General features: G+C 66.9%; 11 protein-coding genes and 1 pseudogene. 5 read left to right on the forward strand and 7 right to left on the reverse strand.

Going from position 1 to position 12,844, the window contains the following annotated elements:
- Position 1: 1 nt before the first annotated feature.
- Positions 2 to 487, reverse strand: coding sequence for a ribose-5-phosphate isomerase (locus ACZZ93_RS02810; protein ID WP_053096034.1), 486 nt, complete (start codon positions 485 to 487; stop codon positions 2 to 4).
- A 37-nt stretch (positions 488 to 524) separates the two neighbouring features.
- On the reverse strand, positions 525 to 1,709 hold the full coding sequence (locus ACZZ93_RS02815) for a ferrochelatase (RefSeq protein WP_463510432.1): 1,185 nt from the start codon (positions 1,707 to 1,709) through the stop codon (positions 525 to 527).
- A 124-nt stretch (positions 1,710 to 1,833) separates the two neighbouring features.
- On the opposite strand from ACZZ93_RS02815, the gene pepN reads away from it, so the two are divergent.
- The 4 genes from pepN to ACZZ93_RS02835 all read left to right on the forward strand — a co-directional run bounded on the left by pepN (position 1,834) and on the right by ACZZ93_RS02835 (position 7,634).
- Positions 1,834 to 4,386, forward strand: coding sequence for an aminopeptidase N (pepN, locus tag ACZZ93_RS02820; protein ID WP_463510433.1), 2,553 nt, complete (start codon positions 1,834 to 1,836; stop codon positions 4,384 to 4,386).
- Positions 4,387 to 4,459: 73 nt separating this feature from the next.
- A complete protein-coding gene (locus ACZZ93_RS02825) occupies positions 4,460 to 5,533 on the forward strand; it encodes a mechanosensitive ion channel family protein (RefSeq protein ID WP_320488224.1) in 1,074 nt (357 codons plus the stop codon).
- Entirely contained in the window at positions 5,488 to 5,979 is a 492-nt protein-coding gene (locus tag ACZZ93_RS02830) for a globin (protein ID WP_394194394.1), read from the forward strand. Before ACZZ93_RS02825 ends, ACZZ93_RS02830 begins: the two co-directional genes overlap by 46 nt.
- The gene (locus ACZZ93_RS02835) at positions 5,976 to 7,634 is read left to right on the forward strand and encodes an FAD-binding dehydrogenase (RefSeq protein WP_400340988.1); all 1,659 of its coding nucleotides are present in this window, start codon (positions 5,976 to 5,978) and stop codon (positions 7,632 to 7,634) included. The genes ACZZ93_RS02830 and ACZZ93_RS02835 overlap by 4 nt, the downstream gene beginning before the upstream one ends.
- Before the next feature lie 12 nt (positions 7,635 to 7,646).
- Here ACZZ93_RS02835 and ACZZ93_RS02840 read toward each other — a convergent pair whose 3' ends face one another.
- Positions 7,647 to 8,312: a hypothetical protein gene (locus ACZZ93_RS02840; protein WP_400340987.1), complete on the reverse strand. Its 666-nt coding sequence runs from the start codon at positions 8,310 to 8,312 to the stop codon at positions 7,647 to 7,649.
- Positions 8,313 to 8,363: 51 nt separating this feature from the next.
- On the opposite strand from ACZZ93_RS02840, the gene ACZZ93_RS02845 reads away from it, so the two are divergent.
- On the forward strand, positions 8,364 to 9,251 hold the full coding sequence (locus ACZZ93_RS02845) for an acyl-CoA thioesterase (RefSeq protein ID WP_463510434.1): 888 nt from the start codon (positions 8,364 to 8,366) through the stop codon (positions 9,249 to 9,251).
- A gap of 29 nt (positions 9,252 to 9,280) precedes the next feature.
- Here ACZZ93_RS02845 and ACZZ93_RS02850 read toward each other — a convergent pair.
- The 4 genes and pseudogenes from ACZZ93_RS02850 to ACZZ93_RS02865 all read right to left on the reverse strand — a co-directional run bounded on the left by ACZZ93_RS02850 (position 9,281) and on the right by ACZZ93_RS02865 (position 12,669).
- Positions 9,281 to 9,768, reverse strand: a pseudogene (locus ACZZ93_RS02850) (acyl-CoA thioesterase).
- A 7-nt stretch (positions 9,769 to 9,775) separates the two neighbouring features.
- Complete coding sequence (gene ettA, locus ACZZ93_RS02855; RefSeq protein ID WP_363520815.1) at positions 9,776 to 11,455, reverse strand: energy-dependent translational throttle protein EttA; 1,680 nt, start codon at positions 11,453 to 11,455, stop codon at positions 9,776 to 9,778.
- An 83-nt stretch (positions 11,456 to 11,538) separates the two neighbouring features.
- Entirely contained in the window at positions 11,539 to 12,042 is a 504-nt protein-coding gene (locus tag ACZZ93_RS02860; protein WP_400340985.1) for a DUF6993 domain-containing protein, read from the reverse strand.
- An 81-nt stretch (positions 12,043 to 12,123) separates the two neighbouring features.
- Positions 12,124 to 12,669: a single-stranded DNA-binding protein gene (locus ACZZ93_RS02865; protein ID WP_053096024.1), complete on the reverse strand. Its 546-nt coding sequence runs from the start codon at positions 12,667 to 12,669 to the stop codon at positions 12,124 to 12,126.
- Between the last annotated feature and the right edge of the window lie 175 nt (positions 12,670 to 12,844).

Raw genomic sequence — 12,844 nt, forward strand, 5'->3', positions numbered from 1 at the left:
CTCAGGCTCTCGGATCCGGGAGCAGCGAGCCGTTGCGCTCGAAGTCCGCGATCTGACCGATTCGGCGGATGTGGCGCTCGTCCTCCGAGAACGGCGTCGCGATGAAGGTGTCGATGAACGAGGTGACCTCGTCGAAGGAATGCTGCCGCGCCCCGATCGAGATCACGTTCGCGTCATTGTGCTGGCGGGCCAGCTCGGCGGTCGACGTGTTCCACACCAGCGCGGCACGGACGCCCTCGACCTTGTTCGCGGCGATCTGCTCGCCGTTGCCGGAGCCGCCGAACACCACACCGAGCGTCTCGACACCGGCCGCCTGATCCGCGACGACGGCCTGCGCCGCACGGATGCAGAATGCGGGGTAATCGTCGAGCGCGTCGTACTCGATCGGCCCGTGATCCACGACCTCGTGTCCCGCGCCGCGGAGGTGATCCTGTAGCTGCGTGGAGAAGTCGAGACCGGCGTGATCGGTGGCGATATGGATGCGCATGGCATCCATCCTAGAAGCGCCGCGGGTCAGCGGGTGCTCACGGGGCCACGCCGGCGGCGGCCGGCTTGAATCCGGCGCGGACGTTCTCGCAGCAGCCCGGACGACACACGTCGAACGCACCCGGCAGCGACGTCACATGAGGGCGCTCCTCGTTGGGGCGGCCTTCCAGCCGCTCGGCGATCAGGTCGACGATGCCGGTGACGAATGACGGCGCCACCCCGGGCGTCGGAGTGCGTGTGAAAGCCAGTCCGGCCTCTTCCGCAGCTTCGGCCGCCTCGGTGTCGAGGTCCCAGAGAACCTCCATGTGGTCGCTCATGAAACCGACCGGCACGACCGCCACGGCTTTCCGACCGCGCTCGGGGAGTTCGCCGATCACGTCGCACACATCCGGCTCCAGCCACGGCTGCGAGGCGGGACCCGAACGGGACTGGTAGACGAGCTCCCACGACACGTCGGCCGCCTCGGGGATGCTCTCGCGGACTCGATCCATGACCCACGCGGCGACCGCGAGGTGCTGCGCCGCGTAGGCGCCGCCCTCGCCCCAGTCGATGTCCCGCGCACCGGAGCGCTCCGCGTCGGCCGTCGGGATGCTGTGGGTCGAGAACAGGATCTGGATGTCCGCGGGGGCGATGCCCTGTCCGAGGAACGCCTCCACGGCCCCGCGGACGCCCGTCTCGAACGACTCGACGAATCCGGGGTGGTCGTAGAAGGGACGGATCTTGTCGATCGTCACCGTGTCACCGAGCTTCGTCTCCTCGAGCACGCGTGCGAAGTCCTCGCGATACTGCCGGCAGCTCGAGAACGAGCTGTAGGCACTGGTGGCGAACGCGAGCAGCGTCGTCTTCCCGTCGGCGGCCGCCTCGGTCACGACCTCCTCGAGGTACGGACTCCAGTTGCGGTTGCCCCAGTACACCGGAAGATCGATGCCGCGGCGTGCGAGCTCGCCCTCCAGAGCCTCCTTGAGGATGCGGTTCTGACCGTTGATCGGGCTCACGCCACCGAAGTGACGGTAGTGATGCGCCACCTCTTCCAGTCGTTCATCGGGGATACCGCGACCGCGCGTGACGTTGCGGAGGAACGGGATGACGTCGTCCTGTCCCTCGGGCCCTCCGAATCCGGCGAGCAGGATGCCGTCGTACGCCGTCGGCGTCGATACGTAGGGCGCACCTTCGGCAGCGGCAGCAGAGGCAAAGAGGACGTGGTTCGGCTCGATCGCGGTCACCCCTCCATCCTTTCACCTTCCAGACGTGAGACAGGCCGCCGTGCTGGCGTAGGCTGTCATGGTTGCCGTGGGCGCCAACTGCGCTGGGTTGCGGCAGCATCCCCTCACCCCTGGGAGTACAGCTGTGCCTGGAGAGAACCTCACCCGCATCGAAGCGCAGGAGCGCCGCGACGTCATCGACACTCAGTCGTACGAAGTCTCGCTCGACCTGACGAAGGGTGCGGAGGTCTTCGGCTCCCGCAGCGTCGTCCGGTTCACCGCGACGCCGGAGAGCACCACCTTCATCGATCTGATCGCCCGCGACGTGCGCGAGATCTCGCTGAACGGCGAGCAGTTGGACCCCGACGAGGTCTTCGCCGACTCGCGCATCGCACTCGCCGGTCTGCAGGCCGAGAATGTCCTCGTGGTCGACGCGGACTGCCTCTACACGAACACCGGAGAGGGACTCCACCGGTTCGTCGATCCCGTGGACGGCGAGGTCTACCTCTACTCGCAGTTCGAGGTCCCCGACTCCCGACGCGTGTTCGCGGTGTTCGAGCAGCCCGACCTCAAGGCGACGTTCCAGTTCACGGTCACCGCACCGGCGTCGTGGAAGGTCGTCTCCAACTCCCCCACGCCCGAGCCCATCGTGCACGACGACCACTCGGTCGCCACCTGGGGCTTCGAGCCCACCCCGCGCATCTCCTCGTACATCACCGCGCTCGTCGCCGGGCCCTACGAAGCGACGTTCTCCGAGCTCACCAGCGCCTCGGGCCGGGTGATCCCGCTCGGCGTCTACGGACGCAAGAGCCTCTGGCAGCACCTCGACTCCGACTACATCTTCGACAAGACCCGCGAGGGATTCGCATACTTCGAGTCGAAGTTCGGCGTCCCCTACCCGTTCGCGAAGTACGACCAGCTCTTCGTCCCGGAGTTCAACGCCGGCGCCATGGAGAACGCGGGCGCGGTGACCTTCACCGAGACCTACGTCTTCCGCAGCAAGGTGACCGACGCCGTCAAGGAGCGTCGCGTCGTCACGATCCTGCATGAGCTCGCACACATGTGGTTCGGCGACCTCGTCACGATGAAGTGGTGGAACGACCTCTGGCTGAACGAATCGTTCGCCGAGTGGGCGTCGACGATCGCGACCGCCGAGGCCACCGAGTGGACCGAGGCATGGACCACGTTCAACGCGATGGAGAAGACCTGGGCCTACCGTCAGGATCAGCTTCCGTCCACCCACCCGATCGTGGCCGAGATCAACGATCTCGAAGACGTGCAGGTGAACTTCGACGGCATCACCTACGCGAAGGGCGGCTCGGTTCTCAAGCAGCTCGCCGCCTGGGTCGGCATCGAGGAGTTCTTCGCGGGTGTCTCGCAGTACTTCCAGAAGCACTCGTGGGGCAACACCGAGCTGAGCGATCTTCTCACCGAGCTCGAGGCCACCAGCGGTCGCGATCTGAGCACCTGGTCGAAGAAGTGGCTCGAGACCGCGGGCGTGAACACGCTCGAACCGGTGATCGCCGACGACGTCGACGGCACCATCACGCGGTTCGCCGTGACGCAGACTGCTCCCGCGGACTACCCCACCATCCGCCCTCACCGCCTCGGCATCGGCTTCTACAATCTCCAGGACGGCGCACTCGTGCGGTCGCACTATGCCGAGGTCGACGTCGACGGAGACCGCACCGAGGTCCCCGAACTGCACGGCCTCAAGCGCCCCGACCTGGTGCTGCTCAACGATGACGATCTCGCCTACGCGAAGATCCGCCTCGATGACCGTTCCCTTGCCACGGCGATCGAGCACCTCGCAGACATCCGTGATCCCCTCGCACGCTCGCTCGTGTGGGGAGCGGCGTGGGATCAGACCCGCGACGCCGAGACCGCCGCATCCGATTACATCGATCTGGTGCTGGGGAACATCGGCCACGAGACGGAGTCGACCACGGTCCGTACGACCCTTGCGCAGCTGCGCACGGCTGCGACGCTCTACGTCACGCCGGAGGACCGCCTCGCGGCCCGCCAGAAGGTCGCCGACGGTCTCTGGGCACTCGCAGAATCCGCCGAATCGGGCAGCGACAGCCAGCTCCAGTTCGTGACGGCCTTCGCGAACGCGCTCGTCACTCCCGAGCACGCCGGCATCGTGGGTCGACTGCGCTCCGGCGAGGAGACGCTTCCCGGTCTCGAGATCGACGCGGACCTCAGCTGGCAGCTCCTTGTGGGCCTCGCCACGATCGGAGCGACGGACGCAGCATCCATCGATGCCGCGCTGTCCTCGGACAACACCTCGAAGGGCGGCGAGTTCGCCGCGCAGGCCCGTGCCGCGCTGCCGGACTCCGCCTCGAAGAAGGCCGCGTGGGCCTCGCTGATCGATCGTGACGACGCTCCGAACACGATCGTGCGTTCGGCCGCACTCGGCTTCGTCCACCCGGCGGGCGCCGAATCGCTCCGCGAGTTCGTTCCGGCGTACTTCGACATGCTCGTGCCGATCTGGGAGTCCCGCAGCTACCAGATCGCGCAGTACCTCATCGTCGGCCTGTTCCCCACCGCCATCGCGGATGTCGAACTGCGCGATGCGACGCGGGCCTGGCTGTCCGCGAATCAGGACGCCGCACCGGCACTCCGTCGTCTCGTGCTCGAGAACCTCGCAGACGTCGAGCGGTCGCTCGCCGCGCAGTCTCGCGACGCAGAGGACTGACCCGTCTCTCCCGATCAGGCCTCTGTGCGGTGCATCCAGCCCGCGCAGAGGCCTGATCGCTACTCTGGAGGGGATGATGCAGCCATTCGATACGAACCCTGACCCTGCAGAGACCCCACTCCCCGACTGGTGGATGGATGCTGTCACCGTGCTCCGGGACGTGGGCCTCCAAGCTCTCGGGGTCGTCGCGATCATCGGCGGCTGCATCCTGATCGGTCTGGTCCTCCGGGTGGTCATCCGACGCGTCGTGCACCGGATCGTCGACAGTGCGAAGAGCAAGGCAGACGTCGACGACACCCAGGCCCTCGAGCGATCTCCGCTCGCCGACATGCGCCTCGTGCAGCGGACGCGAACTCTCGGGACGATCCTGCAGAACATCGTCAATGTGATGCTCGTGGTGATCGCGATCGTGCTGGTGGTCAACCATCTGTCCCCCACCCTGCTCGGTTCCCTCACCCTGCTCACTGCGGCGGTCGGCGCGGGCCTCGGCTTCGGCGCTCAGAACATCGTCAAGGACGTGCTGAACGGCATGTTCATCGTCGCGGAGGATCAGATCGGCATCGGCGACGTCGTCGATCTCGGTCTCGCGTCAGGCGTCGTCGAGTACGTGAGTGTGCGCATCACCCAGGTCCGTGATGTGAACGGCACCCTCTGGTACGTCCGCAACGGCGAGGTGCTCCGCATCGGCAACATGTCCCAGGGTTGGGCGCGCGCGATCATCGACGTCGGTGTGCCCGTCGACTCGGACTTCGACAAGGCCGAGCAGACCATGTTGGACACCGCGCTGGCGCTGGCCAAGGATCCGAAGTGGCGAACTCGCATCGTCGAGAAGCCGGAGCTGTGGGGTCTCGAGTCGATCGACGGCGACGCCCTGGTCATCCGTCTCGTCATCAAGGCTCGTGCGAACGCCAAGGACGACGTCGCGCAGGAGCTGCGCAAGCGTCTGCGGTCGGCCCTGCTCGAGAACGAGATCGCGCTCCCGAGCATGACGACGGTCGTGCCCACCGGTCTCGACGGTGCACGCCGGGTTCGAGGTGCGAATCCGCCCAAGACCCGTCCGAACGCGGTCACCGGCGTGCCTGTGATCCCGGACAGGGGAATCTGGCGACGCAAGAAGACGAACGACGACGGGAGCTCCCAGAAGTGACTTTCTACGACGAGGTCGGCGGTCGCGACACCTTCGCGAAGATCGTGTCGGTCTTCTACCGCGAGGTCGCACTCGATCCTGTCCTGAAGCCGATGTATCCCGAAGAGGATCTCGGCCCCGCCGAGGAACGCCTGCTCCTGTTCCTCGAGCAGTACTGGGGTGGCCCCACGACGTACGGCGAGACTCGTGGCCACCCCCGCCTCAGGATGCGCCACATGCCGTTCCACGTCGACCCCGACGCGCGTGACCGGTGGCTCCGGCACATGCGAACGGCCGTGGACGAGGCGCAGTTGTCGCCACTCCACGAATCGACGCTCTGGGACTACCTGGAACGAGCCGCGTATGCCATGGTGAACACATTCGAGCCGTCCGGCATCGGCGCACCCTCCGCCGGGCGTCCCACGCTCGAGACGCGATCACGTCAGGAATCAACGGAGAGCACATGACGACCACGCCCCTGTCTGCAGACGTACTGGTCATCGGATGGGGGCTTGCCGGGCTCGTCGCGGCGAGTGAGGCGTTGGATGCCGGGCGTCGCGTGATCCTCGTCGACCAGGAGCCGCGCACGAATCTCGGCGGGCAGGCGTGGTGGTCGTTCGGCGGACTCTTCTTCATCGATTCGCCCGAGCAGCGACGGATGGGGATCCGGGATTCGCTCGCGCTGGCGACTCAGGACTGGTTCGGAACGGCCTCCTTCGACCGCCCGGAGGATCACTGGCCGCGCCGGTGGGCCGAGGCCTACCTCCAGTTCGCGGCCGGTGAGAAGCGCGCGTGGCTGCGCGAACGCGGCGTCTCGTTCTTCCCCGTGGTCGGATGGGCCGAGCGAGGCGGATACGGTGCACTCGGTCCGGGCAACTCGGTTCCGCGATTCCACATCACCTGGGGCACCGGGCCCGGTGTCGTGGCTCCGTTCGCCGCAGCAGTCGAACAGGGTGAGCGCGAGGGCCGGATCACGATCGTGCCCCGCCACCGGGTGACCGAACTCGTCACCACCGACGGAGCCGTCACCGGCGTACGGGGAACGATCCTGGAGTCGAGCCCCGCGCTTCGCGGCGTCGAGTCGTCACGGTCCGCGATCGGCGACTTCGAGATCAGCGCCGGAGCGACGATCGTCTCCTCGGGCGGCATCGGCGGCAACCACGATCTCGTGCGTGCGGCATGGCCTGCGAGCCTCGGCGTGCCGCCCGAGCACATGCTGACGGGGGTGCCCGCGTACGTGGACGGATCGATGCACGCCGTCTCGGACGCGGCGGGGGCTCGCCTCGTGAACGGTGACCGGATGTGGCACTACGTCGAAGGCATCACGAACTGGGATCCGGTCTGGCCGTCCCACGGCATCCGCATCCTCCCCGGACCCTCGTCGCTGTGGCTCGATGCCACGGGGACGCGATTGCCTGTCCCCTTGTTTCCTGGCTTCGACACGCTGGGCACGCTCGCCCACCTCCGCCGCACCGGCTACGACCACTCGTGGTTCATCACCTCTCGTCAGATCGTCGAGAAGGAGTTCGCCCTCTCGGGAAGTGAGCAGAACCCCGACCTGACGGGCAAGGACGTCGGTCTGCTGGTGAAGTCCCGACTGGCGAAGGGACCGACCGGCCCGGTGCAGGCATTCCTCGACGAGGGTGAGGACTTCATCGTCGAGAACGATCTCGAGTCCCTGCTCGAGCAGATGAAGCGGCATCCCGGCGGCGAATCGCTCGACATCGACCACGTCCGACGGGAGGTCGTGGCGCGCGACCTGGAGATGGACAACGAGTTCTCGAAGGACGCCCAGATCGGCATGCTTCGCTCCATGCGCGGATATCGTGGCGACAGGCTGATCCGCACCGCCGCACCGCACCGGCTCCAGGATCCGGCAGCAGGTCCGCTCGTCGCTGTGAAACTGCACGTCCTCACGCGGAAATCACTCGGCGGAATCAATACCGATCTCGACGGCCGTGCTCTCGGAGCCGACGGCGAACCGATCCCCGGCCTGTATGCCGCGGGCGAGGCGAGCGGCTTCGGCGGCGGCGGGATGCACGGCTACCGCGCACTCGAGGGCACGTTCCTCGGCGGATGTCTCTTCTCGGGTCGTCAGGCCGGGCGCGCTGCCGCGCGGTGAGCTCGTACGCGTCTACTGTGCGGAGCCCGTACCCCTGACGGCGGTCAGGCCCGACGCAACGGGACCTCGAGAGAGAACGTGTCCGCGACGGAAGGCGAGCCGAGTCCATCGCCCCGATTGCATGACCGGAACGTTCTCCTCGCCGGAGATGAAGCCGAACGCGTCCGCCGCGAATGCCACTCCGCGCGGCAGACCGCCGAGATCGTCATCGGGCTCGCCCCAGATGGCCGCACGGAGGGCTCTGACCGCCTCCTCGCCCGCGCCCGGCGTCGCTCCACGAGCAACGGCGCTGATCCCCCACTGGGCGCGTCGGGCGATCACGGATGCCGGCAGGGTCGACGTCGCCCGCCAGTGACCGCGCGGCGGGGCGACCCCGGCCCACGCGGGTGAGAGCCCGGTCTCCGGCAGCGTCAGGGCGCGCTCGTCGTCCGTCGCTGTGAGCGCGGCGACGACGACGTCGCACTCGAGCTCGGGGTCCGCCTGGACGACTCGCATCGCCAGCACCGTCGGAGTCTGATCGAACAGCCCGTGGGGAGAGAGCGCGGCGCCCGTCAGCGCGAGAACTCCCCGCGCTGCCTGCAGCCGAACCCCTTCATCGGAGATGCGGGTCGCTCGTCCGAGGAAGGTCAGAACGTCCTTCGCGGTCTCGGCGTCTGCGAGAAGAAGCTGGTGGGGCACACCCTCTAAACTAGCAACGCCAGAAGCATCCGCAGTCGCGGGAAGGAAGTCATGACCGCCGACGCCCACGCGATCCGCACCGTCGAACAACTCCTCGACCTACTCGATCTCGACTCGACGCAGGCACGCACCACCGAGGACATCTTCACCGGTTCGTCGCATCCGATGCCGTCCGGACGGATCTACGGTGGCCAGGTGCTCGCGCAGAGCCTGCTCGCCGCGGAGCGCACGCTTCCGGAGGATCGGGCTGTCCACTCCATGCACGGCTACTTCCTGCGGCCGGGCGACGCGAGTCAGGGAATCACGATCGCTGTGGATCGCATCCACGACGGGCGATCCTTCTCGACTCGCCGATCACAGGCCTATCAGAACGGCGTACCGATCTTCTCGATGATCGCGTCCTTCCAGGACGAGGATCCGGGACTCGAGCATGCCGTCCCCATGCCCGCCGATGTCCCCGGTCCCGACTCCTTGCTCCCCGATGAGCAGCGCGTCGACGGTCTGCCCTCCGGCGTCGTGCGGATGCTCAGTGATCGCGCGGCCGACGTGCGCCATATCGACTCGCCTCTGTTTCTGCCGAGCGCAGACGACCGCGTCCCTCAACAGGGTGTGTGGATGCGCATGAAGGCGCCGCTTCCCGATGACCAGCGCATCCACAGGGCGGCTCTCGCATACCTGAGCGACATGACGATCCAGGAATCGATCCTCCGGGCCCATGGCGTCTACTGGGGCCTGCCCGGGCTCAAGGTGGCGAGCCTGGACCACGCGATGTGGTGGCACCGTCCCGCACGTGTCGACGGGTGGTTGCTCTATCTACAGGAGTCCCCGAACGCGCGCGGCGGCCGTGGACTCGCCCAGGGACGCATCTACACGCAGTCGGGCGACCTCGTCGCCTCGGTCGCGCAGGAGATCATGGTCAGGGTGCCGGCACCGGCGTGATCCGGCCGGCGCCGACGAGTCAGCTCACCTCACCGGTGGGCGTACTCGATGGACGGCCCGACGTACGGTTCCCAGGCCTCGCGCATCTCCTGCGTGAGCCGCGTGGGTCGTCCGGTCTTCGCATCGACGAGCACGATGATGGCGGTGGAGCGCGCATAGATCGTACGAGGTTCCGCCGTCGGGTCGTTGTGCACCTCGTAGCAGACCTCGACGCTGGAGCCGCCGAGCTTGCCGAACCACATCTGCACCTCGAGCGGGCGCCGTTGATACGGCACCGGTGCGAGATACTCGATCTCCTGACGAGCGATGAGCGTCAGCGTTCCCTCGTCGATGCCTGAGTCGAGCACAGCGGTGGATGGCGCCTGCTCACCGGGACCCGCACGCCAGAACGCGCGTACGCGCGCCTCCTCGAGGAGCTTCAGCATCGAGGTGTTGTTGACGTGATTGAATGCGTCCAGATCCCCCAGCGGAGGTGGATCGGGATGTGCAGCCGGGATCCCGGTGTCAGGTCGGACATCGGGCGGTCAGTCGCGCGTGAGCTTGCGGTGCGTCGAGCGGTGCGGCTTCGCCGCGTCTGCACCGAGGCGCTGGATCTTGTTCTCCTCGTACGCCTCGAAGTTGCCCTCGAACCAGTACCACTGGTCGGGCTTCTCGTCGGTACCCTCGTACGCGAGGATGTGCGTCGCGATGCGGTCGAGGAACCACCGGTCGTGGGTGATCACGACTGCGCAGCCGGGGAATTCGAGCAGCGCGTTCTCGAGGGAGCTCAGCGTCTCGACGTCCAGGTCGTTGGTGGGCTCGTCGAGCAGCAGCAGGTTGCCGCCCTCCTTCAGAGTGAGGGCCAGGTTCAGTCGGTTGCGCTCACCACCGGAGAGCACACCGGCCTTCTTCTGCTGGTCCGGCCCCTTGAAGCCGAACTTCGAGACGTACGCGCGCGAGGGGATCTCCGTCTTGCCCACGGTGATGAAGTCGAGCCCGTCGGAGACGACCTCCCACAGCGTCTTGTCCGGGTCGATGTTCGACCGGGACTGGTCGACGTAGCTGATCTTGACCGTCTCACCGATCTTGAGGTCGCCCCCGTCGAGCGGCTCGAGGCCGACGATCGTCTTGAACAGCGTCGTCTTACCCACACCGTTCGGGCCGATCACCCCGACGATGCCGTTCGGCGGAAGGCTGAAGCTGAGGCCGTCGATGAGCGAACGCCCGTCGAACCCCTTCTTCAGGTTCTTCGCGTCGATGACGACACTCCCGAGTCGGGGACCCGCCGGGATCGTGATCTCCTCGAAGTCCAGCTTCCTGGTCCGCTCGGCCTCGGTCGCCATCTCCTCGTACCGCGCGAGACGTGCCTTGGACTTGGTCTGACGGCCCTTCGCGCTCGACCGCACCCACTCGAGCTCCTCCTTGAGGCGCTTGGCGAGCTTGGCGTCCTTCTTGCCCTGGATCTCGAGGCGTTCGCCCTTCTTCTCCAGATAGGTCGAGTAGTTGCCCTCGTACCCGATGAGCCGACCACGGTCGACCTCGGCGATCCACTCGGCGACGTGGTCGAGGAAGTACCGGTCGTGGGTGATCGCGATCACCGCGCCCTTGTACGCCTGCAGGTGCTGTTCGAGCCAGAGCACGCTCTCGGCGTCCAGGTGGTTGGTGGGCTCGTCGAGCAGCAGAAGATCGGGCTTCTGGAGCAGGAGCTTCGCCAGCGCGACTCGGCGCTTCTCTCCGCCGGAGAGAGGCGCGATGGCGGCATCGGCCGGCGGCGTGCGGAGGGCGTCCATCGCCTGCTCGAGCTGCGAGTCGAGGTCCCAGCCATCGGCTGCATCGATCTCTTCCTGCAGTGTGCCCATCTCAGCCAAAAGCGAGTCGAAGTCCGCATCCGGGTCGGCCATCAGCATCGAGATCTCGTTGAAACGGTCGACCTTCGCCTTGATGGCGATGCCGTCCTGGATGTTCTCGATGACGGTCTTGCTCTCGTCGAGCTCGGGCTCCTGCATCAGGATCCCGACGGAGAAGCCGGGAGACAGCTTCGCCTCGCCGTTGGACGGCGTGTCCATGCCGGCCATGATCTTGAGGATCGTCGACTTGCCGGCGCCGTTCGGACCCACCATGCCGATCTTGGCACCGGGGAGGAATGCCATGGTGACGTCATCGAGGATGAGCTTGTCGCCCACCGCCTTGCGCGCACGAACCATCGAGTAGATGTACTCAGCCACCGAAAACCGCTCCTTCTGTTGGCGTCGAAGATCGACACTCCAGCCTACCGGCGATCGCAGGGCTCGCTACCGAAGCCGCCGTATCACCAGTCGATTGCCCGCGTCGCACCGACGAGACAGCGCCCTTCTGCGAGCTGGGGCATCACGACGGCGACGGGCTCGCCGGTCGACGGTCCCACCTGACCGACGAGGCACTCCGCGTCGCCCCAACGCACCGCGAACTGCAGGCTCTCGACCGGGTTTCCGACCGTCGTGACGTCTGCGGTCACCTGCATGGCGGCCTTGTCGAAGCCGGCCGCCGTCAGGGCATCGATATACGCGCGGCCGGAAACCCTCTGCTCGGATGCCCATACGCCGTCGGTCACGGCTGCGAAGAGCGGCAGGTTGTCCTCCGCACTGCCGTCCGCCACGAACACGGGACCTGCCGGAGATGCCGACGGCCCCGGCGACGCAGCGGCGTCGGTCGAACCCGGTGCCGGTGCGGGCGAGGCTGTCGGACCGCACGCCGTCAGCAGCAGCACCAGAGTCGTGCCGATGCCGACTGCGATCGCCGAACGCGGTGCGGAGGAGTCCGGTCGTCGAAGCACGAACCGAGTCTACGGGCGTCCTCCTCCGCACGCGTCCGGCTCACCACGATCGAGTGCGTCGGACGCAGTCCTCACCCGCCCTCAGGACGCACCGGAACCTGAGGGGAACGAACCCACGAGGTCGCTGCCTGATCCCGCAGGCTCGGCGTCGTTCGCGGCCCACGACGTGTCGATGTCCTTCATCTCATCGCTCGAGCCCAGGCTCCCCGCGTCGTCGCTGACCGCATCCGACGGCGCCGCGCCACCTCGCGGAGGCGCGTCGACGGTCGATCTGGAACTACGGCGATACGCGGTCGTGCCCCAGCGGAGGTCGTGGCCGATCGCATCCGCGTCGATGTCGACGCTGGTCCCCTGCTTGCCGTTGTTCTCCCATGCGCGGATCTTCATCCTCCCGGTGACGATCACGCTGTCGCCCGCCCGCAGCGAGGCCTTGGCATGCTCTCCCAACTGGCGAAAAGCCGCGACCGAATACCAGTTCGTGACCACGTCGATCCAGGTCCGCGTCGATTCGTCGAACCGCCTGTGAGTGCTGGCGAGTCGGAAGTTCGTGACAGGGATCCCGCTGGTCGTGCGCCCCTGGGTGGGATCGGTCGCAACGTTTCCCACGATCGTCACTGTGTCGTACATGTTCGCTCCTCTGTGCCCGGAACGTGCGTCCGGCTCGCTACAGAGTGCGCTCCGGCGGTGCTTCCTGCGCACGCGGAACACCAGATCCTGAACAACCAGAATCGACGTCCGCATGTGCAGAAGAACTGCGCTTGCCGCCGCATCATGCCACCCGCGCAATGTCGGTGGTCGGTCA

The sequence above is a fragment of the Microbacterium sp. AC026 genome, assembly GCF_979258475.1.

What these genes read in the sequence shown, in the direction of transcription:
- ACZZ93_RS02845 (WP_463510434.1), top strand. Translation starts at nt 8,364, where the DNA reads ATGACCGCCGACGCCCACGCGATCCGCACCGTCGAACAACTCCTCGAC.
- ACZZ93_RS02810 (WP_053096034.1), bottom strand. Translation starts at nt 487, where the DNA reads ATGCGCATCCATATCGCCACCGATCACGCCGGTCTCGACTTCTCCACG.
- ACZZ93_RS02835 (WP_400340988.1), top strand. Translation starts at nt 5,976, where the DNA reads ATGACGACCACGCCCCTGTCTGCAGACGTACTGGTCATCGGATGGGGG.
- ACZZ93_RS02865 (WP_053096024.1), bottom strand. Translation starts at nt 12,669, where the DNA reads ATGTACGACACAGTGACGATCGTGGGAAACGTTGCGACCGATCCCACC.
- ACZZ93_RS02825 (WP_320488224.1), top strand. Translation starts at nt 4,460, where the DNA reads ATGATGCAGCCATTCGATACGAACCCTGACCCTGCAGAGACCCCACTC.